The sequence below is a fragment of the Porphyromonas gingivalis ATCC 33277 genome (assembly GCF_000010505.1).
Lineage (GTDB): Bacteria > Bacteroidota > Bacteroidia > Bacteroidales > Porphyromonadaceae > Porphyromonas > Porphyromonas gingivalis.
Genome location: NC_010729.1, coordinates 2,160,121 through 2,185,100 on the forward strand (window position 1 = coordinate 2,160,121; position 24,980 = coordinate 2,185,100).

At 47.4% G+C, this 24,980-nt stretch carries 18 protein-coding genes, 1 pseudogene and 1 CRISPR repeat array (1 of these 20 running past the window's edge); of the genes and pseudogenes, 10 read left to right on the plus strand and 9 right to left on the minus strand.

Annotation, left to right across the window (positions count from 1 at the left end; genetic code table 11):
• Positions 1 to 123: 123 nt before the first annotated feature.
• Genes mnmG through PGN_RS11650 form a run of 6 tightly spaced genes read left to right on the plus strand, consistent with a single transcriptional unit; the run spans position 124 to position 5,706 of the window.
• Positions 124 to 2,001: a tRNA uridine-5-carboxymethylaminomethyl(34) synthesis enzyme MnmG gene (mnmG, locus tag PGN_RS09180; protein WP_012458623.1), complete on the plus strand. Its 1,878-nt coding sequence runs from the start codon at positions 124 to 126 to the stop codon at positions 1,999 to 2,001.
• 33 nt (positions 2,002 to 2,034) lie between these two features.
• Entirely contained in the window at positions 2,035 to 3,834 is a 1,800-nt protein-coding gene (uvrC, locus tag PGN_RS09185) for an excinuclease ABC subunit UvrC (RefSeq protein WP_039417442.1), read from the plus strand.
• 6 nt (positions 3,835 to 3,840) lie between these two features.
• Positions 3,841 to 4,293 carry a D-aminoacyl-tRNA deacylase gene (gene dtd, locus PGN_RS09190; RefSeq protein WP_004583644.1) on the plus strand — a complete coding sequence of 151 codons (453 nt, stop codon included), beginning with the start codon at positions 3,841 to 3,843 and terminating at the stop codon, positions 4,291 to 4,293.
• Positions 4,294 to 4,297: 4 nt separating this feature from the next.
• Positions 4,298 to 4,648 carry a nucleotide pyrophosphohydrolase gene (locus PGN_RS09195; protein ID WP_012458625.1) on the plus strand — a complete coding sequence of 117 codons (351 nt, stop codon included), beginning with the start codon at positions 4,298 to 4,300 and terminating at the stop codon, positions 4,646 to 4,648.
• Positions 4,635 to 5,504 carry a deoxyribose-phosphate aldolase gene (gene deoC, locus PGN_RS09200; RefSeq protein ID WP_039416603.1) on the plus strand — a complete coding sequence of 290 codons (870 nt, stop codon included), beginning with the start codon at positions 4,635 to 4,637 and terminating at the stop codon, positions 5,502 to 5,504. The genes PGN_RS09195 and deoC overlap by 14 nt, the downstream gene beginning before the upstream one ends.
• Before the next feature lie 40 nt (positions 5,505 to 5,544).
• Positions 5,545 to 5,706 carry a hypothetical protein gene (locus PGN_RS11650; protein WP_012458627.1) on the plus strand — a complete coding sequence of 54 codons (162 nt, stop codon included), beginning with the start codon at positions 5,545 to 5,547 and terminating at the stop codon, positions 5,704 to 5,706.
• 108 nt (positions 5,707 to 5,814) lie between these two features.
• Here PGN_RS11650 and PGN_RS09205 read toward each other — a convergent pair whose 3' ends face one another.
• The 7 genes from PGN_RS09205 to PGN_RS09235 form a co-directional block, all read right to left on the minus strand.
• Positions 5,815 to 6,789 carry a polyprenyl synthetase family protein gene (locus PGN_RS09205; RefSeq protein ID WP_012458628.1) on the minus strand — a complete coding sequence of 325 codons (975 nt, stop codon included), beginning with the start codon at positions 6,787 to 6,789 and terminating at the stop codon, positions 5,815 to 5,817.
• 57 nt (positions 6,790 to 6,846) lie between these two features.
• Complete coding sequence (locus PGN_RS09210; protein WP_012458629.1) at positions 6,847 to 7,485, minus strand: WbqC family protein; 639 nt, start codon at positions 7,483 to 7,485, stop codon at positions 6,847 to 6,849.
• 20 nt (positions 7,486 to 7,505) lie between these two features.
• On the minus strand, positions 7,506 to 8,132 hold the full coding sequence (gene lepB, locus PGN_RS09215) for a signal peptidase I (RefSeq protein ID WP_012458630.1): 627 nt from the start codon (positions 8,130 to 8,132) through the stop codon (positions 7,506 to 7,508).
• Complete coding sequence (lepB, locus tag PGN_RS09220) at positions 8,122 to 9,519, minus strand: signal peptidase I (protein WP_012458631.1); 1,398 nt, start codon at positions 9,517 to 9,519, stop codon at positions 8,122 to 8,124. The genes lepB (PGN_RS09215) and lepB (PGN_RS09220) overlap by 11 nt, the downstream gene beginning before the upstream one ends.
• A 15-nt stretch (positions 9,520 to 9,534) precedes the next feature.
• Positions 9,535 to 10,251 carry a 4-hydroxy-tetrahydrodipicolinate reductase gene (dapB, locus tag PGN_RS09225; RefSeq protein ID WP_004583652.1) on the minus strand — a complete coding sequence of 239 codons (717 nt, stop codon included), beginning with the start codon at positions 10,249 to 10,251 and terminating at the stop codon, positions 9,535 to 9,537.
• A 60-nt stretch (positions 10,252 to 10,311) separates the two neighbouring features.
• Entirely contained in the window at positions 10,312 to 11,655 is a 1,344-nt protein-coding gene (locus PGN_RS09230) for a deoxyguanosinetriphosphate triphosphohydrolase family protein (protein ID WP_012458632.1), read from the minus strand.
• Between the two features lie 143 nt (positions 11,656 to 11,798).
• Positions 11,799 to 12,791: a YeiH family protein gene (locus PGN_RS09235; RefSeq protein WP_012458633.1), complete on the minus strand. Its 993-nt coding sequence runs from the start codon at positions 12,789 to 12,791 to the stop codon at positions 11,799 to 11,801.
• Positions 12,792 to 13,299: 508 nt separating this feature from the next.
• On the opposite strand from PGN_RS09235, the gene PGN_RS09240 reads away from it, so the two are divergent.
• From PGN_RS09240 to PGN_RS09255, 4 genes are all read left to right on the plus strand, one after another.
• Complete coding sequence (locus PGN_RS09240) at positions 13,300 to 13,659, plus strand: hypothetical protein (RefSeq protein WP_012458635.1); 360 nt, start codon at positions 13,300 to 13,302, stop codon at positions 13,657 to 13,659.
• A gap of 306 nt (positions 13,660 to 13,965) precedes the next feature.
• Entirely contained in the window at positions 13,966 to 16,467 is a 2,502-nt protein-coding gene (locus PGN_RS09245) for a TonB-dependent receptor (RefSeq protein WP_012458637.1), read from the plus strand.
• Between the two features lie 569 nt (positions 16,468 to 17,036).
• Positions 17,037 to 17,774, plus strand: coding sequence for a DNA repair protein RecO (locus PGN_RS09250; RefSeq protein WP_012458638.1), 738 nt, complete (start codon positions 17,037 to 17,039; stop codon positions 17,772 to 17,774).
• A gap of 72 nt (positions 17,775 to 17,846) precedes the next feature.
• Positions 17,847 to 19,595, plus strand: coding sequence for a phospho-sugar mutase (locus PGN_RS09255; RefSeq protein ID WP_012458639.1), 1,749 nt, complete (start codon positions 17,847 to 17,849; stop codon positions 19,593 to 19,595).
• Between the two features lie 209 nt (positions 19,596 to 19,804).
• Here the strand turns inward: PGN_RS09255 and PGN_RS12490 are convergent.
• Both PGN_RS12490 and PGN_RS09260 read right to left on the minus strand, forming a co-directional pair.
• A pseudogene (locus PGN_RS12490) lies at positions 19,805 to 19,892 on the minus strand (DNA methylase); the annotation flags it as partial.
• Positions 19,893 to 20,200: 308 nt separating this feature from the next.
• Positions 20,201 to 21,250 carry an IS5 family transposase gene (locus PGN_RS09260; protein WP_012458641.1) on the minus strand — a complete coding sequence of 350 codons (1,050 nt, stop codon included), beginning with the start codon at positions 21,248 to 21,250 and terminating at the stop codon, positions 20,201 to 20,203.
• 113 nt (positions 21,251 to 21,363) lie between these two features.
• A CRISPR array of direct repeats spans positions 21,364 to 24,980; the repeat unit is 30 nt; unit sequence GTTTTAATTCCTGTATGGTGCAATTGAAAT; it runs 4,263 nt beyond the window's last position.

The window sequence follows — 24,980 nt, forward strand, 5'->3', positions numbered from 1 at the left end:
TCCGAGACAAATACCGCTCATCCCCTGCCAAGCTCCATAGATGCCAAAACCGAAAGTTGCTAACTTTGTTAAGTAATCACGGCCGACACCGGTGTCTGCCGCCGGTACTAAGGAAACATTCCAATGCAATTCAATTATGATGTCATCGTGGTGGGTGCGGGCCATGCCGGCTGCGAAGCGGCTGCGGCTGCGGCCAAGCTCGGTTCGCAGGTATTGCTCATCACGCCGGACATGAACAAAATAGCCCAAATGAGCTGCAATCCGGCTGTCGGAGGAATAGCTAAGGGCCAGATAGTCAGGGAGATAGACTCCTTAGGGGGACGAATGGGTATCGTCACGGATGCTACGGCCATCCAGTTTCGTATGCTCAATCGGAGCAAAGGCCCTGCCATGTGGAGTCCGCGCGCTCAGAGCGACCGCATGCGCTTCATGGAAGCGTGGCGCGATATAGTGGAGCACGAGCCTAATCTGTACATGTGGCAGGACAGTGTACGCTGCCTCTCTATTCGTCAGGGTGCCGTCGCGGGAGTCGTGACGGCTCTCGGGGTAGAGTTTCAGGCTCGTACCGTGGTGCTGACTACAGGCACTTTCCTCGGAGGTGTCATGCACTTCGGGGAGCGTATGATCGAAGGAGGACGAATAGCCGAACCGGCTTTCCACGGCATCACGGAGCAGCTTCGTGATCTGGGCTTCAGAACCGACAGAATGAAGACGGGGACTCCGGCACGAATCGACGGCCGGAGCATCGATTTCAGTCTGACCACAGAGCAGTCGGGAGAAGAGGATCACCACCGTTTCTCCTATATGGATACGCCCCGAAGGGTGCTACGCCAAAGGAGTTGCTACGCACTCTACACCAATCCCGAGTGTCATGAGATACTAAGCAAAGGGTTGGATCGCTCCCCCCTGTACAACGGACAGATCCAAAGCATCGGCCCTCGATACTGCCCCAGCATAGAGACCAAGATCGTCACCTTCGCCGACAAGGAGATGCACCAACTGTTTCTCGAACCGGAAGGAGAGACCAGTAACGAGTTTTACCTCAATGGCTTCTCCTCGTCTTTGCCCTTGGAGATTCAGCTCGAAGCCCTGAAAGCCATTCCGGCTCTTCGCCATGTGCACATCTATCGTCCGGGGTATGCCATCGAATACGACTTCTTCGATCCCACACAATTAAGACATACGCTTGAAACCAAGCCTGTGAAAGGGCTGTTCTTTGCCGGTCAGATCAATGGCACGACCGGCTATGAGGAAGCTGCCGGACAGGGACTGATAGCCGGCATCAATGCTCACCTGCAATGCCATGGCGCAGGCGAGTTCACACTCGGACGGGATGAGGCTTACATAGGGGTACTGATCGATGATTTGGTGAGCAAAGGCGTGGATGAGCCCTACCGCATGTTTACATCCCGAGCCGAATATCGCATCTTGCTACGCCAGGACGATGCCGACATGAGGCTCACGCCGAAGGCGGAAGCGATCGGGCTGGCAGACAGCAGACGCTGCGAATTGCTCCGAGAAAAGCAGGTATTTCGTGATAAGCTGATCGACTTTACGCACAAGTTTTCCCTCAAACCGGATCTGATCAACCCGCATCTGGAGTCGGCCGGCCACCTTCCACTCAAGCAAGGCATCAAACTTTATGACCTGCTGCTCCGCCCTCAAATAGGGATGAATGAAGTCTGTACGATGGTGCCCTCTCTCCAAAGAATCGTGGAAGAGATCCCGGCATCCAGACGTGAGGAAATCGTGGAAGCTGCAGAGATCCTGATCAAATACGACGGCTATATCAAAAGAGAAAGAGCCTTGGCGGACAAGATCAACAGACTCGAGAGCATCCGACTTCCGCAGCATGTAGATTATATGCAGATGCAGTCTCTCTCCACCGAAGCACGCCAAAAACTGACGAGCATCCGGCCGGAAACCATCGCGCAAGCATCGCGAATACCGGGAGTCTCTCCCCACGACGTAAGCATCCTTCTCGTACTCTGCGGAAGATAACGTTTCACGTGAAACAAAATATCGAACCGAATGATGACCCGCGACGAACTGAACATCATCCTCCCTACCCTGCCGGAAAAACCGGGTTGCTACCAGTACTTCGATGAAGATGGGAAGGTAATCTATGTAGGCAAGGCAAAAAACCTTCGGCGCAGGGTCAGTTCGTATTTTTACAAGGAGCACGCAGACAGGAAGACCCGCATACTGGTCAGACAGATCAGGAGCATCAAATACATAGTTGTGGACAGCGAAGGGGATGCCCTGCTGCTCGAAAACTCACTGATCAAGGAGTATCAACCTCGATATAATGTCCTCCTCAAAGATGGGAAGACATACCCCAGCATAGTCATCAAACGGGAACCCTTCCCACGTATATTCGCCACACGGGACATCAAAAAGGACGGATCCGAATACTTCGGCCCTTATCCGGGCGCACTCATTGCCAAAGGGATGCTTCGCCTTGTGAAAGAGATCTACCCGATCCGCACCTGCAAACTGGATCTGAGAGAGGAGAAAATCCGACAAGGACGGTACCGCGTCTGCCTGCAGTATCACATCAAGAAATGCAAAGGCCCCTGCATCGGCAATCAAACTTCGAACGAGTACGAAAGCAATGTATCGGAAATACGCGATCTGCTCCGAGGCAACTTGCACAGGCTTGTACGCATGTATCGCGACAGGATGCAGGCATACAGCGAAGAACTGCGCTTCGAAGAGGCACAGATATGCAAGGAGAGAATAGAGCTTCTTGAGCGATACGAAGCCAAGCATACGGTCGTACCGCGTAATATAGACAACGTAGATGTTTTCTCTTACGACGAAGACGAGCACACGGCCTATATCAACTACATGCACATAGAGCACGGAGGGATCAATCGTGTGTACACCTTGGAGTACAGAAAGCAGATAGAGGAATCGAAAGAAGAACTTCTTGCAGCGGCGATAACAGAGCTGAGACAAAGATTCGAAAGCAACGCTCACGAAATCGTTTTGCCGTTCGACACCGGTTGGCAAACGGGAGAGAGCATCACGACTACGATCCCCCGACGTGGAGACAAACGGAAACTGCTGGAATTATCCGAGAAGAACGTAGCTCAATACAAGCTCGACAAACTCAAACGTGCCGAGAAGCTCAATCCCGAGCAACGCGCCCTACATATCGTCCACGGGATCCAAAAGGATTTGCACTTGGATCGTCCGCCGAAACATATCGAATGCTTCGACAACTCGAATATACAGGGTACGAGTCCGGTGGCAGCCTGCGTTGTTTTCAAAATGGGGAAACCGAGCAAAAAGGATTACCGAAAGTTTCACGTGAAAACAGTCGAAGGGCCGAACGACTTCGCCTCCATGAGAGAAATCATCAGTCGCCATTACACCCGTCTGACGGAAGAGAACTTACCCCTACCCGACCTGATCGTCGTAGATGGAGGGAAAGGACAGCTTAGCGCAGCGTACGAAACATTAGATAAACTGGGGCTCATCGGCAAGATACCCATCATAGGATTGGCCGAACGTCTGGAGGAAATCTTTTTCCCGAAGGACCCCGTTCCGCTGATTTTGGACAAGAAAAGCGAAACGCTCAAGGTCATACAACACCTACGCGACGAAGCACACCGCTTCGGGATCGGGTTCCACCGCGATGTACGAAGTAAGAAACAAATTCAGAGCGAACTGGACAATATCAAAGGCATCGGTAAGAAAACAAAAGAAGATCTGCTCCGCCATTTCAAAAGCGTAAAGCGAATACGCTCCGCAGAAGAGGAAGAGCTTAGTGCTCTTATCGGCCGGAACAAAGCGAAACTATTATACGAAGGACTCAGAAAGAAATAAGAAACAATGAGAGTAGTAATACAAAGAGTAACGGAGGCATCCGTAAGCATCAGAGGAGCATTACACAGCCGTATAGGTCAGGGAGTGCTGATTCTCGTAGGCATAGAAGACCGAGACGGAGAGAGCGACATCGAACTATTAACTTCCAAGATCTCCAACCTGCGTATCTTCGATGACAGCGAAGGGGTGATGAACCTTTCCGTCAAAGACATCAATGGAGAAGCCTTGGTCGTAAGCCAATTTACACTCATGGGATCGACCCGGAAAGGGAACAGACCCAGCTACATAAAAGCTTCCCGTCCTGAGATAGCCATCCCTCTCTACGAGAGTTTCTGCAACAGCTTGTCCGCAAAACTGGGAAAAGCTGTCAGACAAGGCGTATTCGGAGCAGACATGCAGGTCGCATTGGTGAACGATGGGCCGGTAACCATATTGATTGACACCCACAACAAGGAGTAGAGCCATGTCCGACATCACACTAAGAGAGGCACAACAAAGTGTCGACCAATGGATTAAGACACTGGGTATCAGATACTTCAATGAGCTAACCAACATGGCCATCCTGACCGAAGAGGTAGGAGAAGTAGCACGTATCATCGCACGACGGTACGGAGAACAAAGTGAAAAGGAAAGCGACAAGAGCAAAGATTTGGCCGACGAAATGGCCGATGTTCTGTGGGTTCTGCTCTGCCTGGCCAACCAAACCGGTGTGGATCTGACCACCGCATTCCATAAGAATATTGAGAAGAAAACCGTTAGAGACAAAGAAAGACATCAACAAAATACGAAACTACACAACAATGGCAGCAAATAAATACGAAATGGCCTTCGCTCAGTTCGATCCGGTCGAGTCAGAAGAGAGTATTTTACTGAAAACCGATCAAATAATACGGGATCACTATTCACGATTCAACACTCCGGAAACGAAGAAATTCCTGCATGGCGTCATCGATCTGACCAGCCTGAACGCCACGGATACGGAGGAGTCCATCACAAAGTTTACCGAGAGCGTCAATGACTTCGAGGACACAGATCCCACGATTCCATCCGTAGCGGCGATCTGCGTGTACCCCAACTTCGTCTCCACCGTGAGAGAAACGCTCACAGCCGAAAACGTGAAAGTGGCCAGCGTCAGTGGCTGTTTCCCCGCTTCACAGAGCTTTATCGAAGTTAAGTTGGCCGAAACGGCACTGGCCGTAAGCGATGGAGCAGATGAAATAGACATAGTACTCAATATGGGTAAGTTCCTAAGTGGGGACTACGAAGCAGCAGCTATGGAAATCGAAGAGCAAATAGCAGCAGCCAAGGGAGCTACCGTCAAAGTGATACTGGAGACAGGCGCATTGAAAACACCGGAGAATATCCGTCGCGCTACGATTCTCTCCCTTTTCTGCGGTGCACATTTTGTAAAGACATCCACAGGCAAAGGCTACCCCGGAGCGAGCCTTGAAGCAGCCTATACGATGTGCAAGGTGCTGAAACAGTACTACGGACTTTTTGGCGAAGTACGTGGTATCAAACTGTCCGGAGGCATTCGCACAACTGAAGATGCTGTGAAATACTACTGTCTGATCGAAACGCTTTTGGGCAAAGAATGGCTTACGCCGGCATATTTCCGCATAGGAGCCAGCAGCTTGGTGGACGCCCTCCGGCAGGATATTATGGTCTAAATCGGCATCTAAACGCCACTTAATCCAAAAATCAGCACCCATGGCTATCATTCGCAAGAGAAAGACTCAAGAAGAAAAGGAGCTGGAAAATCCGGGCACTTGCCAGACTTTCACCGATATGTACTACCGCTACATCGAACAAGGTGCACGCAACCGCGAGGAAAAGACCAATCCTCCGGTGCAAACGGAGTCTCCAAAATAGCCGTAGCAACGTACGACTCTCGAAAACAACACAGAATCAAAAGAAGAGCCGAGCTGCAATCTAGTAATTTGCAGCTCGGCTTTTAAGAAAGAATGAGTACAAGACTTATTATTTCGCTCTTTGTACGATAAAATCAGCCAAAGCAAGCAGCGACTGCAGAGCATCTGAGTCAGGGAAAACAGCCAACTCAGCCTTTGCTTTGTCTATAAATTCAGCCATTTTTCTTTCGGCATAAACTATACCCCCATGCTCTATGGCAAAGGAGGTAAGAAGCTGTAAATCTTCTTCCGAGAAAGCTTTTTGGTCCAGAATGGTGAGACAATGATCTCGCAGCGCAGACTGCTCGTTCTTGAGAGCGAACAGTAGAGGCAGTGTAATCTTCCCCTCCCGTATATCATTGCCCGTAGGTTTGCCTACGTCATTCCGATAGTAATCGAATATGTCGTCTCTGATCTGGAAAGCATAGCCGAGCAACTCCCCTACCCTCTTCACCTTTTCCACAATCTCTACTGGAGCCTGAACGGTAATAGCACCGACCTCTGCACAAGCACTAAAGAGCATGGCTGTTTTCTGTCGGATCACCCCCATATAAATGTCTTCGTCTATTATCACTTTGTCGGCTGTCTCGAACTGCCTGATCTCACCCTCCGACAGCTCACGTCCCAGCTGGGATATAATCGTGATGATGCGAATATCATTCAAAGCGATGGCACGCATCAGGGCGGAAGAGAGCACGAAGTCTCCCATCAAAACGGCCACACGATTGTCGAAAAAAGCATTGAGGGTCGGTACTCCCCGACGCGTAGAAGCCATATCGATGACGTCATCGTGGATCAGCGTTGCCGTATGGATCATCTCCAGCAGGACAGCCGCCTCGAGAGTCGTCGAATTCGTTTTGCCGGCACAGACGGCTGCGACCAATCCAGTAAGGAGCGGACGGACGTGTTTACCGGTGGAACCGTTCAAGATCTTTATCGCTTTCGTCATCCACTCCGATTGGGAATCGAGTGCATGCTCAAACGAATGATGAAAATCTTTGACGAATCCGTTTATCGGTGCCTGTATGGCTTCGAGAGTTGTCATAATCAGATACTATTATCAATTCGAACAAAGATAGAGATTTTTCTCGCCTATTTTTTGTCAGCGAATACACTCCTTCAAGGTCTGTATTGCGGATGGTCCTTCATGAAAAATGAGATCAACAATACTTAGGTTGGGCAGGAATCCATACTTATGGGCAAAAGTTCGGTAGTAAACACGTGGGCGGAAACTTTCATCTTCGGGAGCTTGCTTGGGACGGATCGAGTAGCGAAAGTCATTGGGACAGTCCTCCACGTACTCAGAAGTAAACATAATTAACGGCGAAATGTCCAGCCATTCAAGGCATACGGAAAGGAGATCCAAATTAAAGTCCCAAAGGAAAGTATATTTATGCCTGTAAAACGGCTCTATTTCAGTCATATAATGGTCAAAAAAAGGCGCCGAACCGTAAGAGCTGATAAGAGCATTCAGGTGCAAATGACGCCAGTTGCCATGCTCACTGATGCGAATATCTCTAATCGGTGCCTTGGGAGAAGGAGATTTTTCGACCGGTATGGTCAGCGGTTGCATACCTTCGGGTCCGGCTATGTGGCAACGATTGCGATAGCTTTGCTTCACAAAGTTTTCTGCCGTCTCCAAAAGAACACCCTCGCGATGCAACAGCTTCGTGAAGTATTGGATCGGTGGCAGGTAAGCCGTAGAGAGGACGATCGGATCGGAAGGAGAGAGGAGATTCATACGCTCTGTCACTCTCCTATTCAATTTGCGTTCATGACCACTCCCACTATACTCTCTTCCGGCACGATACCGAGATGGCGGGAATCGGGTCCGCTCGCAGGATTGTCCGCCAGAATCCAGTAGTAATTGCGGCGGAAATGGAAGAAAGCCGTTTCGGCACCGTCGCGGTAGAGTTTTCCTCGGCGAAAGCTGATGTTCGAACTGCACTCTTCTTCGATTGCTCTGCGGCAGGCAAGTAAAGACAGAGGAGTCAGGCGATAAGTCCTGTCATTCCTCGGAACGATAATTTTATATGGCTCACGAGGAAGCAAAGAGGTGGGTAACTTCAGTTTTTGCCTGTTTGCGACTACCCCACCCTTTGATAGAAACAAGGTGTCACCGGGCAATCCTATCAGCCGTGCCAGATAGAATCGCGAGTCCGCTTCGCCATCTTGTCTGTACTTTATGACCAGAACATCTCCCCTGTCCGGCGATGCAATCCGATTGATCCATAGCAGCTTTCCGGACCGGTAGGTCGGGAGCATGGCATCGCTTCGAACACGATAGGTAGTAACAAGGAAGAGACGAATGAGGACGGCCGACAACAGAACGACTGCCGGCAAGCCTATGAAAAAAATTCTGTTTCTATACCGCGATTTAATCTGCATTGACCGTTCGCATCATTCTACCGAAGCGGATCTTACCTCCGAAGAGACTCTTGTCCTTATTCAGGGACAACCAGATGAATACAGGCTTTCCGACGATATGATCCTCCGGCACGAAACCCCAATAGCGGCTATCTGCAGAGTTGTGCCGATTATCCCCCATCATGAAATAATAGTCCATCTTGAAGGTGTAGGAATCGGCCGGACGGCCGTTGATGAGAACCGTGCCGTCAGCTTTTTGCACGAGCTTATTTCCTTCGAAATTGCGAATACAACGACTGTACAAGGCCAGATTCAATGGCGTCAAACGAACCGTCATGCCCTTGGCCGGGATCACGATAGGACCGTAATTGTCGCGCGTCCATCCCGTTTCATACTCCAGCGGATACAGGGGGCCGATAGGGGTAGGCTCCTCTACAGCCTTGACGAAAGAAGGCTCTGCTTGCAGCTTGTCCAGCATACCCTGCGTCAGTGGCAAATGATAAATGATTTGAGGTTGATTCGACGCCGAATCGATAAGATTCGAACCGACCGAAGCTTTCAATTCCTCGCTTGAAACAGCACGCACATCATCGTAGCTGATACCCAGTTCGTCTATCAAGTCTACACTCATCTCTCTGCTCATCCTCACCAAATAGTTCAGCTGCATATTGCGCGGATTGCGCTGCTCCTTGCCATCTATATAGATCTGATTATTCCTGATGCTCAATTCTTGTCCGGGCATACCCACACAGCGTTTCACATAGTGGTCGCGTCTGTCCACGGGGCGGTAAACGATCTCCCCGTAGAAATCCGGATTACTCCAAAGCTCCTCCCGTCCTACGAGTTTCTTCCACATATAATAATCCGGATTGGGCTGCTTGACGGCCACCGTATCGCCTGCAGGGAAGTTAAAGACCACCAAATCCCCCTCCTTGACGTGTCCGAAACCCTTCAGTCGCTTGTACGGCAAGAGAGGCTTGTCCGAGAACGATTTGCCACCCGTCAATGGCATCGTATTGTGCGTCAGCGGCACACCGAGCGGAGTCATAGGCGAACGCGGTCCGTACGAAAGCTTGCTCACGAAGAGGTAGTCGCCTATAAGCAAGGTCTTCTCCAGCGAAGAAGTCGGAATGGCGAAGTTCTGAAACAGGAAAGCGAAGATAAAGGTAACGGCTACGACACAGTAGATAATGTCTGCCACCCAGCTGCAAATGATCCGAAGGGTCTTGTTTCGGATATTCTTATACCAGCCCCATTTGATAATATGGAAGAAATAATAATCTACGATCAAAGGCAGAAAAATCAGCCAAAACGGGCCGGCCCATATACAAAAAAGGAGGTAAAGAATAGTAATGGCAACGCCTTTTATACGACGCCATGGCGTCAAATCTTTCCAATGGAAGGTCATATCGTTATTCTGTTGTTATAAGCTGATTAAATCGTTCATCGTCAGAAAGCCTTTGTGCGTGGCAGCATATTCGGCAGCCAGCACGGCACCAAGGGCGAATCCCTCTCGACCGAAAGCTTCGTGGCATATCGTCAGCCGATCCACCTCGGATGTATAGGATATGCTGTGCGTACCCGGGACTTCGCCTTCTCGGATGGAGGTGATCGGGAGTTCGTTCTCCTCCGGCGTCTCCGTCAGTCTCCAAGCGTCCAGCGAGGGAGATTCGGCTATCAATCCCTCGGCCAGTGTAATAGCCGTTCCGCTCGGAGCGTCCAACTTATGTACATGATGGATTTCCGTCAGGTGAGGACGGTACTGATCGTGCCGGCTCATCAATCGGGCAAACATACGACTGAGCGAGAAAAAAAGATTGACCCCGATGCTGAAGTTCGAAGCCCAGAAGAGGGTCTTTCCCTCCCGTCGGCAGCGTTCTTCCAGCTCGGGCAGACGCTCTGTCCACCCCGTAGTCCCGCACACCACCGGCACGGACTTATCCATACAGCGCGAGCAATTCGCATAGGCGGCATCCGGTCGGGTAAATTCGATGGCTACATCGGCCGAACGAAATGCTATCGAATCGAAACGATCTTCCTCTCCGGCATCGATCGTCAGCACCACTTCATGCCCTCGGCTGCATGCAATCCGTTCGATCACATGTCCCATCTTGCCATACCCTATCAGTACTATTTTCATAGGATTTTCTTCTTGGAAAAACGAACCATACCCGGCCGCAAGGGCCAAAGGTACACAGATTTAGCGCAAGTTCATTCCCGTGATCTTGCGGTACAGATCCAGCGCGTATATATCGGTCATGCCGGATATATAGTCCAGCGTGCACTGTATCTTACCGTAGAGGCTCTCCTCCCGTATGTTGTACTGCGTACTTACCCGACTGAGCAGCGTCCGGCTATAGGCATGATCGGGATTGGTGAGGGCTTCCATCATCTTATCTATCAGCGCACCGAATATCTGATGTCCGGCAAGCTCCACATCCACCACATCGCGCGCCACGTAGATCTTCGAATAGGCCATTCGGGCACATGCCCCGTAAGCCTCTTTCAGCCGTGGTTCCATGGCTCCGATGAGAGTGCCGGAGAAGGTACCGGACAATATCTCGTCCTCATGATCCAGAAAGACCCGGGTGCATGATTCGACCAACAGACTGATCACACGCGAACGGAGGTAAGCGATCTGCTCATTGGCATCCGTGATATGATCGAGTACTCCCCGTATATGCCGGAGTTCCTCCTCGGGACAAAAAGCCAGAAAGAGGTTTTCCGTCTCGGCATAAGTAAGGATACGGAGCTTATAAGCATCCTCTATATCCATGATCTGGTAGCAGATGTCGTCGGCTGCCTCCACCAGATAGACCAGCGGATAGCGAGCGTATTTCACCGGATGTTCGTTTCGGCATAGCATGCCGAGCTCTTCGGCGATCATAAGGAAAGTATCCTCTTCCGTGGCGAAGAATCCGAATTTGCCGGCCTTGCCTGCCATCTCGCTGCTGTATGGATACTTCACGATCGAAGCCACCGTACTGTACGTAAGGGCAAAGCCTCCTTTGCGACGGCCTTCGAACTGATGCGTCAGCAGACGGAAAGCGTTTGCATTGCCTTCGAAGTGCAGGAAGTCTTCCCAGCGGCCTCCTTCCTTGCGGACTGCGTCCTCCCATACCCTACCCTTTCCTTCGCGGAAATAAGCCGAAATGGCACGCTCGCCGCTGTGACCGAAAGGAGGATTGCCCATGTCGTGAGCCAGACAGGCAGCCGACACGATGGCACTGATGGCCCCCGACTCCCATGGCAACTCGCCATACCGCGCTTTCAGTCCGCGTGTGATATTATTGCCGAGCGAGCGTCCCACACAGCTCACTTCGAGACTGTGCGTAAGACGATTGTGTACGAATATATTGCCTGCAAGGGGGAATACCTGTGCCTTGTTTTGCAGTCGACGAAAAGGAGAAGAAAAGACCATGCGGTCATAATCTCGTTCGAAGTCCGTTCTCTCCCATGGCTGAGCCGATTGTTTCGGTTGGTGGTAGTGTTCCATACCCACCCTTTTGTCGGAGAGCAATCGCTCCCACTGCATCATAGTCATTGTTCCAATCTGATTCTTATTGAGTTAAAGATAGAAAGATTCGACAGAATGTCGACTAACCGAAAAAGGAAAGACCCGCCCCCTTCCTCGACCGAAAATACCTCTCATAACTATATGCACGGACGAGAGCCGACTACCCCCTCTCAGATCAGCAAAATGAAAGCAAGAGAGCCGACACTGATCAGTATCCACAGGAACAATCCCTGCAGCAGAGCACGAACACCCACGCTCGCAATCACTTCCTTGGTCAGCGATGCTCCGATAAAAAAGAGGGACAGGGTAAGGCCTTTTCGGGCCAAGGAAGCAACAAAACGCCCGACCTCAGGGAAATATGCCTCCAGCAGATAGGTATTCAGGATGATAGCCCCGATAAAAAAGAGGATGAACAGAGGTACGGGAAAGCGTTTGGCTCCCTTCGTTTTATAGACAAAAGAGAATACCAGAGTAAGGGGTACGATCCACAAGGCCCTTGTCAGTTTGATGGTTGTAGCCACCCTGAGTGCTTCTTCTCCATAAGCCGATCCGGCACCTACCACCGAACTCGTATCGTGGATGGCGATGGCTGCCCAAGTACCGAACTGCTGCTGATCCAGAGCAAGCCAGTGGCCTATCGACGGAAAGATGAAGAGCGCAACGGCATTGAGCAGGAAGACGGTACCTAACGCCACAGACATTTCATGCTCTTCTGCTTTCAATATGGGACCCACTGCCGCAATGGCACTACCGCCGCAGATAGCCGTTCCGGCACCGATGAGAGCGGAAGTATTGCGATTCATCTGCAGGATTTTCCGTCCGATGAACCACCCCAACAGAAGAGTGCCGAACACGGAAATTATCGTAAACATCATACCATCGCGACCGGATGCCAACGACTCGCCCAGATTCATACCGAAACCGAGTCCGACTACAGAGTATTGCAATAGCACTTTCGAGCCCAATTTGTTCGCCCGCCGGTGCGTGGAACCGAAGATAAGGGCATAGGCCAAGCCCATCAACAGGGCCACAGGAGGTGTAAGCCAGGAAGTGAAAGGATGAAATCTCTCTACTAAACTGCCTAAAAGCGTAAGGATCAAGAACACTATTATGGCAGGATACGCTATTCGGGAAATATGTGATTTTGGGTTGTCCGTATTCATGAATCGGGTATTTTCACGGAGTAATTCAGGTACAAAAGTAGGTATTTTGTATCGCCACTTGGAAAAAATTCCTTTTCATTTTTGACCGCCTGTCATCACTGATCGCTATGCCTTTTTAGCAACGTTTCCTTCACTTGGGCAAAGAATATTATATCTGAAGTGAACAGAACAGCCTTTTCGTTTTTTAATATAGAGCAGAGCATAATCCGACCTCGGCCGTTCTTGCAGAAAAAGCGAACCGCAATCTCAGAAATAATGGAACGAGAATCTGAAAAATCTCACGCCACAAAGTTTTCATTTTGGTTCGAAAATTTTTCCTTTCCGGCGCCGGAAAAAAGTATTTTACGCGTGACTTTTTGAGTCCTCTTAAGTAAGGTATTTTTTTAACATACTTGTGCCGAATTATGCATCTAACCATGGTGTAGAATCCTCATCTGTAGGTAATTTGCACCGAACAACCGATTTGTCAGTACATTATGTCTGACGAAACGCGTAATTTTGACTTCAAATGAAAGAAAGATTGAACCAAACCGTACGCTATTTTCTGCCTATACTCTTCGCAGTATATGCCGGCTTGGTCATATCTTTCACTCACGTCCATATCATCAATGGCGTGATCATCGTCCACTCCCACGTACAGTGGGGCGACAACGAAAGCAATCCGCAGGACAATCCGCATTCGGATTCGGAATTGATTCTGTACAATCAGCTTTCGGCCATATTCACGACTTATTTGGATACGCCGGCCATAGACTTGAAAGAACCTGTGAGGGTTGTCGGCGTCGTTCCTTTCTTTTGCGATAATCTTATTGCTCTAATTTCGGAGCTAACTCCTTCCAATCATCTCAGGGCTCCTCCCGTAGCCTGATCCATTCTTACCTTATTTCGGACGATCCATTCATTCGGATGGTATTGCGCGCGCTTACAGTGACATCTATTGCATCGGCACTTGTAGATCTGCCTTTCTATGGCTGATTTATCAAGGGGATGGAATGTGCATCCGTAGCCGTGATGCAAGGATTTTCATCCTTCTTAATACCGATCTTTCGTAGGATAGGGAGTGTATTCCACACTCCTAATCTCAAAAACCGACTGAAAAGGATCGGAATAAGGATACCGAACAGACAATAAAAAAGACTATATCCATATCAAGCCAATCAAACCAAAAAATAAAATGAAACAACTAAACATTATCAGCTTCATCATTGCTTTCCTATTCTTAGGAACGAGCGCATCGGCTCAGCAATCGGGCGGATCCGTTACAGGTACCGTAGTGGACAAAAGCTCAAAAGAACCTATCGCATACGTACAAGTATTCGTCAAAGGAACCACTCTCGGAACTTCCACGGATGCAAACGGAAACTACTCGATCAAGGGAATCCCTTCGGGTAATCAAACTATCGTAGCCCGACTCATGGGTTACTCCACTTGCGAAGAAAAAGTACATATAGAAAAGGGTGGTTCCCGCCACGTAGACCTCTATCTGACCGAAGAGATTCTCTCTCTCGATGGGGTAGTGGTATCTGCCAATAGAAACGAGACTTTCCGCCGTCAAGCACCCTCGTTGGTAACGGTACTGTCGCCGGAACTTTTCCTCAAAACCAACTCTACCAACCTGAGTCAGGGACTTAAGTTCCAGCCCGGTCTGCGCGTGGAGGACAACTGTCAGAACTGCGGTTTCAACCAAGTTCGTATCAATGGACTCGAAGGAGCCTATTCGCAAATTCTTATCGACAGCCATCCCATCTTCAGTTCGCTTGCCGGTGTCTATGGCTTGGAGCAGATGCCTGCCAATATGATCGAACGTGTAGAAGTAATTCGCGGTGGAGGTTCGGCTCTGTTCGGCTCTAATGCTGTGGGAGGCGTTATCAACGTAATTACGAAAGAACCGCTTCGCAATTCGGCCGAGATCAGCCATTCTACGATGACCTTCGACCACGCGAAAGGGTGGGGGAGCTTCCAAAATACGACCCAGTTCAACGGTTCTATGCTGACGGAAGACCGCAAAGCCGGTGTCATGGTATTCGGCCAACACAACTACCGTCCCGGACAGGATATAGACGGCGACAGCTTTACCGAACTACCCAATCTGCGCAACCGCTCGCTCGGTTTCCGCTCATACTATAAGACCGGTCTCTACAGCAAAGCAACCCTCGAATATCACAGCATGCAGGAGTACCGTCGTGGTGGCGACAGACTGGACAATCCTCCTTTCGAAGCCCAGATAGCGGAATATCTCCAGCACTATATCAATGGCGGAAGTTTCAAATTCGATCAGGGCTTCAGCGGTGGCAAGGATTTCTTCAGTCTGTATGCTTCGGCACAGGACGTTCAGCGTCGTAGCTACTACGGGGGTGGCGACTATACCGAAAATCTGCTGAACGGAGCAGTTCAGAGTGGAAGCACCGAATCGGACGAATACAACGATGCTTTCACGGCTCTTACTTCCTACGGGACTACCAAGGGATTCGATTTGCAAGGAGGAGGTATGTATCGTCATACCTTCGGAGAAAACTGGGACTTCACCGGCGGACTCGAATATATCTACGGCCAACTCGATGACAGAAGCGGCTACAGACCGAGCAAAATAGATCAGAATACCTCTACTTTTAGTCAGTACGACCAGCTCGAATATAAGACGGAGAAATTGAGTGCCCTTATCGGAGCACGTATCGACTATGTTCTCCTCAATCAGGATGGCAAACGCTATATCGATCCGCTCTTCATTTTCAGTCCCAGAGCCAACGTACGATACAATCCCAATAAGAATCTCAGCTTCCGACTCTCATACAGCGAAGGATTCCGCGCTCCTCAGTATTTCGATGAAGATCTGCACGTAGAGTTGGCCGGTGGTACTCCTATCAGCCGTGTCCTTTCCCCCAATCTGAAAGAAGAACGTTCACGAAGCATCAGTGCTTCTTTCGATTATTACCACAGAGCCGACGAATGGCAATTCAATATCATGGGAGAAGCCTTCTCCACCTTTATCAGCAATCAATTCAAACCATCCGATAAGGTCGAAACCACGAGCGATGGCAAAGAATGGATCATTCGTACCATCTACAACGACAAGGATGGAGTATCGAAGGTATATGGTGTGAATCTGGAGGGAAGAATCGCCTACAACAAATCGTTCGACCTCCAGCTCGGCGGTACATGGCAGAGAAGCCGCTACGGCAGCATCTATACTGCAGTAGAAGCGGACAAAACAACGGGACAAGCCGAGATCTCTGTGAAAGACTATGTACGTACTCCGAATCTGTACGGCTATTTCGTTGCTACGGTACGTCCTACCGAGCACTTCGCCATCAATCTCTCCGGTACATTCACGGGCAAAATGGATGTCGTACACGAAGCCTATGAAGGCGATATTCCCGCAGAACACATAGCTCCGGACGGATCGTTCGACTTTGAAATGAATGGTCAGCAATTCAAAGGTTTGGCCGAAGGTCATGCCAAGCTCGTCAAGACTCCGGCCTTCGCCGATATAGACCTCAAGCTGAGCCACGACTTCCACCTTGCTTCCACTATGACCTTGGAATTGAATGCCGGAATACAGAACATATTCAACAGCTATCAGAAAGACACGGACAAGGGACCGGGTAGAGCTTCTACTTACGTATACGGTCCTATGCAGCCCAGAAGGATTTTCGTCGGTACAAAGATTAATTTCTGATCCCACAACCGATAATTCGGCTACTGATCAAATAAGATTCATAGCTACTTTTCTATATCTGTGACGCGATCGGTTGCTTCACCTTTCAACAGGTGGGCAACCGATTTTCTTTTTATTATATATTCCTTTTTGAAAAGAAAAAATATATAGGAAGAAGGAGGTCGGTTGAAACTGTTGATAAGGCTTGTAACTGCTTGGTGAATAGGGTAGGGGATTAACAGATTTGGAATAGATACTGATAGCTTACTAACAGGTTATCCACTTCGTTGAATGCTGATAGCCAATGAGTTTCCATCGGAATGTGGAAAACTTTTGTTTCTACGGTCGATTCGGTCTGTTTGTTTTTGTGCCGAGCTGTGAATAATCCTTGGCAAAAGTTGATGAGAATTTGCTGCTAACTTTTTTGTCTTTGCAAAAGAATAATTTTATATGAAGATTCTTTCGGATCGGGCAAGAGAATAAACAAGTTTTTATCAGCGAATTTTCAACAGGTTTATCGACAGTCTATGTGGAAAACGATTGTTTCAGACGACTGAATAGACGATATTTGTATCGATCTTCGGTTAGTCATGATTATAGTCAGCAGAGCAATAGTTCTCCACAATACGGCTTATAACGATAGTTATAGTATAGCCCATCTTTTCAGTAGAGAGAGTGGCAGAGTGTCCTATCTGATACCACGTTCATCCAAGCGAGGGAAAAGTGGCGGTAGCTTGCGTTTGCTTATTTCTCCTCTGAACGAACTGGAGATTACGGCCGAACACAAGCAGCACCGCGATTTGCACTTTATCAAAGAAGCCAAACTATGCAGTTTGCATGGCCGTATTCAGTCTGATCCGGTAAGGAATAGTATAGCACTCTTTCTAGCAGAATTTCTTTATCTGATCTTACGACTGCCGGAAGCCGATACGAATCTGTATGATTTTGTGGCTTTTTCCATAGATAAGTTGGAAGAAATGGACGGGCCGATGGCTAATTTTCATCTGGCTTTTCTTTTTCGTTTGCTTGTTCCATTGGGGTTGATACCCGATTTACAGTTCGGAGGAAGTGTTATTCCGCGTTGGTTCGATCCTGCTGATGGTCGCTTCGTACCGAATGCTCCTGCTCATGGAAGGGGAATTCCGCCACATCAATCGACTTATTTACAGCTATTTAGACGTATTACATTCGATAATATGAAAGCTTTTCGACTTTCGAGAGCCGAGCGAAGACAGGTTTTGGATTATCTGGTGGATTACTATCGCTTTCACCTTCCGCCTTTCCCTCTGTTAAAGACGCCCGACATTCTTTCGACTTTGTTCGATTAACTGTTTTATTTCTAACTGGGAAACGGTGCGGAAAACTTATCTTTGTGCGTATTGCAGAAACACAAAATACTTATGGGAACAGACAAACTATTGGATCAAGTACGTGCCAAAGCCCGAATTTGGCTCGGAACAGAATACGACGACTCCACTCGAAAAGCCGTTCAGGCTATGCTGGACAATGCAGATACGACCGAACTCGTGGATGCATTCTACCGAGATTTGGAGTTTGGTACAGGCGGACTTCGCGGCATCATGGGAGCTGGAACCAATCGTATGAACCGCTATACGGTAGGCGCAGCTACTCAAGGACTCTCCAACTATCTCTTGCGCGAGTTTGCCGGTTCTTCGGATATCAGTGTCGTTATCGGCTACGACTGTCGGAACAATAGCCGTTTTTTTGCCGATACGGCAGCGGCTGTATTCTCGGCCAACGGCATCGGGGTTTATCTGTTTGAGGAACTTCGTCCTACACCGGAAATATCTTACGCCATTCGTCATCTGGGATGTAAGAGCGGTGTAATGATTACAGCTTCGCACAATCCTAAGGAATACAACGGCTATAAGGCTTATTGGGAAGACGGGGCACAGATTATAGCTCCACACGATCGTAATATCATTGCCGAGGTCAATAGAATTCGCTCCGTTGATGAGATCAAATTCGAAGCCAAGCCTGAGCTGATTCGGATGATAGGTGAGAATATCGATTCGGCTTTCATTGCTGAAGTCAAGGCACTGAGTCTTTCTCCCGAAAGCATTGCTCGTCATCGGGATATAAAGATCGTATACACGCCTATCCACGGTACCGGAAGTACGGTGGTACCCCGTGCCTTACGTGAATATGGCTTTGCTAATATCATTCACGTGCCCGAACAGGATGTTGTAAGCGGAGACTTCCCTACGGTACATTCTCCCAATCCCGAAGAGCCTGCAGCTCTCGCTTTGGCTATAGCCAAAGCGGAAGAAACGGGTGCCGATTTGGTTTTGGCCAGCGACCCCGATGCAGATAGAATAGGAGTTGCTGTGCGCAATAATGAGGGTAGGATAGTGCTCATCAATGGCAACGAGATTTGTTCGCTGCTTATCTATTATTCCATCATGCGTCGCAAGGAATTGGGCGATTTGCATCCTGATGATTATATCGTCAAGACGATTGTAACTACGGAATTGATCCGCGATATAGCGAAGAAAGAGCATGTGAGCATGTTCGATTGCTACACCGGTTTCAAATGGATAGCAGCCGTTATAAGAGAGAATGAAGGTCGTCGCCGCTACATAGGAGGTGGAGAGGAGAGTTATGGATTTTTGTGGGAAGACTTTATTCGAGACAAGAGTTCGGTATCTGCTTGTGCACTCTTCTGTGAAATGGCAGCTTGGGCTTTGGATCGAGGCATGAGTGTCTATCGACTCATCCGCAGCATCTATTTGGAATACGGTCTTTACTACGAAAAGGGACTTAGTGTGGTGCGTAAAGGCAAATCCGGAGCAGAAGAGATAGAAGCCATGATGAGAAATTATCGTGAGTATGCACCTGTAGAGCTCGGAGGTTCGCCCGTGCAGGAAATATTGGACTATGCTTCTCTCGAAGGAAAAGATTTCACAAGAGGAGAGAAGTTTTCACTCGATATGCCTACAACGAGCAATGTTCTTCAGTACAAGACCGAGGATGGCACCAAGGTTTCCATCCGTCCGTCAGGTACTGAACCGAAAATCAAGTTTTACATCGGAGTTCATTTCTCGGTCGCTAATGAGCAGGAATTAGATCGGGCCTATATAGTAGCAGAAGAAAAGATTGCTACCATCCTCCACGACCTCGGTGTCTGATCTGCATTTTCAGCTATAGATTAAGATAAACCAAGGGCTGCACCACAAGGGACTCTCCCTTTCGGCACAGCCCTTAGTCTATTTTTTTACTTGTAGATATCCCCTATTCGAGACCTTTGCAAAATAAGGAGGTGGAGTAAAGAGGAGTTCTTCGCATAAAAGGAGCGAGTGAAAGCGACTGCTGGCGGTTGTTCTTCAGCAGCACGAATAGTTCTTCGCATAAAAGGAGCGAGTGAAAGGGGTGACAGTAAGGAGTGAAAGTAGTTGTAAATCCCCCCTTTGAGGAGCTGCTTGCACGAGCTCCTCAAGGGTGGTTATGCCTTATCCTACGGATGAGGACATAATTATCCCCGGGGTTCTGTATAAATTAACGCCAGTTCGATCTAAGCGAACATACCATAAAAATAAAACAAGTAGCTGTAAATCATACTCTTTTGTGATTCTCCGGCTGCATAATGATCGGGAAGAAGGGGCGGCTTCTAAGTCATTGGGCTTCAGATGTAGATAAAAAGCCATCTGAAGGCAATATAAGTGCCTGAAAAACACTGTGTGGAAAATAAAACACACTAATAACCAATGTGTTGTGCCATTCCTTTATATCGAACTCACGTTAAATTAAAGGCGATGCTTTCAAGAATGTTTTGAGTATGGGTCTTGGCAAGTCCCCGGTATCGACATCGTCCGCCATGAAACCACCGGCGAATACTGCCAAAGGTGCGTTCGATGGTGCTCCGTATCGGACCGATTGCTTTGTTTCGTTGCTTCTCTTCCTCGGTCAATGCCCTGTTGCGTTGTGCCTTGTGCATAATGCCGTCTTGAAGGTGATGGGCTTGCAGGTAGGAACGATTTTCCCCGCAAGCATATCCTTTGTCCGCCAAGACGGCTGTGCCTTGAGGTATGTTTGCACCCTGCAATAGCGGAATAAACTCCTTCGTGTCACTGCGGTTCGCTGCTGTCGTTATCACCTTTTGAACAATGCCTTGAACATTGGTCAGACAATGCTTTTTGTATCCGTAGTGATAACGCTTTTGTTTGTACACCCAACGGGCTTCTTCATCCGTCCCTTTACGCTGACGGACAACCTGTTTTTGATAATCCTCCTCTGCCTCTTTTTCCTCCTCGCTCCGATTGTCTTCTCTGTCGTCTGCGACTTCAATCGTAATGCTTCCGTTGGGTTTATGCGGCGTCTTCACAAGGCTTGCATCGACAAGCACCCCTTCCCTGACCGAAATGTGATGGCGGGAAAGTTGTTTGTTAAACTGCGCCAATAGTTTGTCCATGAGCCCCAACTCTGTCAGTGCCGAACGAAATCGACTGATGGTGCTGTGGTCGGGAGATACCTCTTCCATCTTCAGCCCCAAGAATCGGGAAAAGGTGATTGAATCATTGATGCGCTCCTCCAAAGCACAATCACTGAGGTTGTACCATGTCTCCAAAAGCAACATCTTGAATAAGAGAATCACGTCATAAGCCGGGGCGCCGATGGCATTTTGTCGCTTCGTGTATTTCTTGTTGATCAGCGTCCTGATCGGACGCCAATCGATAAGCGTGTCAACCTGATTGAGGAAGTCGTTTTGTGCTTTGCGATAACGCTTTGAAAGGAGTGCGTCTGCAAATGTTACATGCTCATCGGTATTCTTGGATTGGTATGCCATGGGAGGAATATTATGCTGTTTTTAATACTCAAATATACAAAACAACTCCCTATTATACAATGAATTAACAAACAAAATACACACCAATCGCCGTGCAAAGGTCTCCATATATCGTTTTAATTCCTGTATGGTGCAATTGAAATAAACGAAATGAAAAAGACAACAAACAGAAGACCCTCGTTTTAATTCCTGTATGGTGCAATTGAAATGTGCCAGCTGCAGGGGGATGACATAGCCATTGACGAGTTTTAATTCCTGTATGGTGCAATTGAAATGTGCCAGCTGCAGGGGGATGACATAGCCATTGACGAGTTTTAATTCCTGTATGGTGCAATTGAAATTCCGCGCCGCGAGGTGGAGACCCTGCCGGAGGCGAAGTTTTAATTCCTGTATGGTGCAATTGAAATCCTGAGAAAGAGGGGAGGGAGGAGCGATAGACGAAGTGTTTTAATTCCTGTATGGTGCAATTGAAATCGAGAATCTATTGAGTAGCGAAGTCGTCACAAAGATGTTTTAATTCCTGTATGGTGCAATTGAAATAGCCATAGCTCTTCAATTTCAATTTCTTCTTTTAATGTTTTAATTCCTGTATGGTGCAATTGAAATCGAAAATAACAAAAATAGATATATTTATAAAAAAGAGTTTTAATTCCTGTATGGTGCAATTGAAATACTCTTATCATCTACTATCTCAAAAGCTCTTTTTGTTTTAATTCCTGTATGGTGCAATTGAAATTCGCTATAACCCTATGTGATTCAGGAATCGGCTTGCTAGTTTTAATTCCTGTATGGTGCAATTGAAATGAAACATTCGAGCCGTATTCAATTACGCCATCAATGGTTTTAATTCCTGTATGGTGCAATTGAAATCACCCATTGTGCCGCCGTCCTGACCGAAAACTTCTTTAGTTTTAATTCCTGTATGGTGCAATTGAAATTCGCTATAACCCTATGTGATTCAGGAATCGGCTTGCTAGTTTTAATTCCTGTATGGTGCAATTGAAATGAAACATTCGAGCCGTATTCAATTACGCCATCAATGGTTTTAATTCCTGTATGGTGCAATTGAAATCACCCATTGTGCCGCCGTCCTGACCGAAAACTTCTTTAGTTTTAATTCCTGTATGGTGCAATTGAAATTCGCTATAACCCTATGTGATTCAGGAATCGGCTTGCTAGTTTTAATTCCTGTATGGTGCAATTGAAATGAAACATTCGAGCCGTATTCAATTACGCCATCAATGGTTTTAATTCCTGTATGGTGCAATTGAAATCACCCATTGTGCCGCCGTCCTGACCGAAAACTTCTTTAGTTTTAATTCCTGTATGGTGCAATTGAAATATTTCTTCATCTCGCGCTTGCTCAAAAGCGCGTTCAGTTTTAATTCCTGTATGGTGCAATTGAAATTGCATCAAGTCACGAACTTTCTGCGAGATGGAAAGTTTTAATTCCTGTATGGTGCAATTGAAATCCGTCTCGAAAAAATATCGGGACGTTTTTGTTTTCTGTTTTAATTCCTGTATGGTGCAATTGAAATCTCCTTCACTTTGTCGACAATGTGCACTGTATTTGGTTTTAATTCCTGTATGGTGCAATTGAAATAGGCGGAGTATCTCTTTGCCACCCAGTCCGCGCGCAGTTTTAATTCCTGTATGGTGCAATTGAAATCGTAACCGCCTCGGTAGACCGCTCCGCACGGTCGTTGTTTTAATTCCTGTATGGTGCAATTGAAATGTGCATTCCGGACAGCTTTCGCTTAAAAAGTTAGCGGGTTTTAATTCCTGTATGGTGCAATTGAAATAAGAACGAACGCCTGCGCGATAAGCACCGCGAGCGTAGTTTTAATTCCTGTATGGTGCAATTGAAATATTTACCTGCAGACTTGTGCCCACCCACTTGATAGAGTTTTAATTCCTGTATGGTGCAATTGAAATTGGTCACGGAGCGATACCATGAGTGTTTAGTAGATGGTTTTAATTCCTGTATGGTGCAATTGAAATCGGAGGAGATCAGCTATGCGGATGATACCACCCGTGGTTTTAATTCCTGTATGGTGCAATTGAAATTCAGAAAACTCGCGTCCATCTGATAGATGTACACGAGTTTTAATTCCTGTATGGTGCAATTGAAATTAAACGATCGAGGCGCGGAGACCCTCCTTGCCAGTAGTTTTAATTCCTGTATGGTGCAATTGAAATCCGTTCAGGAAAAAGTAACCGAGCTGAAGACCATGCTGTTTTAATTCCTGTATGGTGCAATTGAAATAGGTGCTATCGCAGGACTGCAGGACATCCTCAATCGTTTTAATTCCTGTATGGTGCAATTGAAATAGCCGCTCGACTTGACGCCATGCAAAAACAGATAGAGTTTTAATTCCTGTATGGTGCAATTGAAATTCTGCGAGTTGTGAGAGGCAATAAACTGCTGGGAGCGTTTTAATTCCTGTATGGTGCAATTGAAATATTGCTGTTAATTCTGTCATCTCTTATTTCTTTTAGTTTTAATTCCTGTATGGTGCAATTGAAATTCTATCTGCGTATAGCCCTCGCCGTCCACGCCCTGGTTTTAATTCCTGTATGGTGCAATTGAAATGGGAAGCTGCTTTGCTCGCTGAGATAGCAGCACTTCAGTTTTAATTCCTGTATGGTGCAATTGAAATTTTATTGACGCCACCCCGCCGACGAAAAAAAATCATGTTTTAATTCCTGTATGGTGCAATTGAAATTTTCGGTCTTTACGTTTGTCGCCACGGATACATGCTGTTTTAATTCCTGTATGGTGCAATTGAAATATTGTAAATAAATTACATGGCTATTGAAAAACAAATTGTTTTAATTCCTGTATGGTGCAATTGAAATGATTGTACGACTTTGCTATAAAGTCTGAGTTATTAAGTTTTAATTCCTGTATGGTGCAATTGAAATTATCAACAATCACCGTCATATGTGTAATATACTTGAGTTTTAATTCCTGTATGGTGCAATTGAAATGGGCAGGCGTATTGCCCCACTTCTCCCCGAATGCATGTTTTAATTCCTGTATGGTGCAATTGAAATTGAGGAATCATATCAGTGTTTATTTTTTCATCGATTGTTTTAATTCCTGTATGGTGCAATTGAAATTGGAAGTGGGTAGAAGAAAGCCCCAACGTGTTTAAGGTTTTAATTCCTGTATGGTGCAATTGAAATCATGACAAAGAGACGGTTATCGGTAGAGGACAGGCAGTTTTAATTCCTGTATGGTGCAATTGAAATCGCGTGGAAGGGGCATGTACACTTGTAGTTCGCCCGTTTTAATTCCTGTATGGTGCAATTGAAATTGACAGGCCCTGCAGCGTGTGAGAGCGGAAATGCGTTTTAATTCCTGTATGGTGCAATTGAAATATTTTCAATCATGATATTTTATTTTTCCTGCAAACGCGTTTTAATTCCTGTATGGTGCAATTGAAATTCGCATGTGGGAGCGCGGCGGTCTCTGCTTTACGAAGTTTTAATTCCTGTATGGTGCAATTGAAATTCAGCGTGATGAGCGCTTGAGGCTCCTCCATCGAGTGTTTTAATTCCTGTATGGTGCAATTGAAATAAGGATGATTTGGAAAATTTAGTAAGATAGTTGATAGTTTTAATTCCTGTATGGTGCAATTGAAATTTCTTGGAGAAAGCGAAGACCATGAACCTAAGCGTCGGTTTTAATTCCTGTATGGTGCAATTGAAATGGAAATATAGTTAT

What these genes read in the sequence shown, in the direction of transcription:
- PGN_RS09260 (WP_012458641.1), bottom strand. Translation starts at nt 21,250, where the DNA reads ATGGCATACCAATCCAAGAATACCGATGAGCATGTAACATTTGCAGAC.
- deoC (WP_039416603.1), top strand. Translation starts at nt 4,635, where the DNA reads ATGGCAGCAAATAAATACGAAATGGCCTTCGCTCAGTTCGATCCGGTC.
- PGN_RS09245 (WP_012458637.1), top strand. Translation starts at nt 13,966, where the DNA reads ATGAAACAACTAAACATTATCAGCTTCATCATTGCTTTCCTATTCTTA.
- dapB (WP_004583652.1), bottom strand. Translation starts at nt 10,251, where the DNA reads ATGAAAATAGTACTGATAGGGTATGGCAAGATGGGACATGTGATCGAA.
- mnmG (WP_012458623.1), top strand. Translation starts at nt 124, where the DNA reads ATGCAATTCAATTATGATGTCATCGTGGTGGGTGCGGGCCATGCCGGC.
- lepB (WP_012458630.1), bottom strand. Translation starts at nt 8,132, where the DNA reads ATGCAGATTAAATCGCGGTATAGAAACAGAATTTTTTTCATAGGCTTG.
- PGN_RS09235 (WP_012458633.1), bottom strand. Translation starts at nt 12,791, where the DNA reads ATGAATACGGACAACCCAAAATCACATATTTCCCGAATAGCGTATCCT.
- PGN_RS09205 (WP_012458628.1), bottom strand. Translation starts at nt 6,789, where the DNA reads ATGACAACTCTCGAAGCCATACAGGCACCGATAAACGGATTCGTCAAA.
- PGN_RS09210 (WP_012458629.1), bottom strand. Translation starts at nt 7,485, where the DNA reads ATGAATCTCCTCTCTCCTTCCGATCCGATCGTCCTCTCTACGGCTTAC.
- lepB (WP_012458631.1), bottom strand. Translation starts at nt 9,519, where the DNA reads ATGACCTTCCATTGGAAAGATTTGACGCCATGGCGTCGTATAAAAGGC.
- PGN_RS09195 (WP_012458625.1), top strand. Translation starts at nt 4,298, where the DNA reads ATGTCCGACATCACACTAAGAGAGGCACAACAAAGTGTCGACCAATGG.
- uvrC (WP_039417442.1), top strand. Translation starts at nt 2,035, where the DNA reads ATGACCCGCGACGAACTGAACATCATCCTCCCTACCCTGCCGGAAAAA.
- PGN_RS09255 (WP_012458639.1), top strand. Translation starts at nt 17,847, where the DNA reads ATGGGAACAGACAAACTATTGGATCAAGTACGTGCCAAAGCCCGAATT.
- PGN_RS09250 (WP_012458638.1), top strand. Translation starts at nt 17,037, where the DNA reads ATGATTATAGTCAGCAGAGCAATAGTTCTCCACAATACGGCTTATAAC.
- PGN_RS09230 (WP_012458632.1), bottom strand. Translation starts at nt 11,655, where the DNA reads ATGACTATGATGCAGTGGGAGCGATTGCTCTCCGACAAAAGGGTGGGT.
- PGN_RS11650 (WP_012458627.1), top strand. Translation starts at nt 5,545, where the DNA reads ATGGCTATCATTCGCAAGAGAAAGACTCAAGAAGAAAAGGAGCTGGAA.
- dtd (WP_004583644.1), top strand. Translation starts at nt 3,841, where the DNA reads ATGAGAGTAGTAATACAAAGAGTAACGGAGGCATCCGTAAGCATCAGA.
- PGN_RS09240 (WP_012458635.1), top strand. Translation starts at nt 13,300, where the DNA reads ATGAAAGAAAGATTGAACCAAACCGTACGCTATTTTCTGCCTATACTC.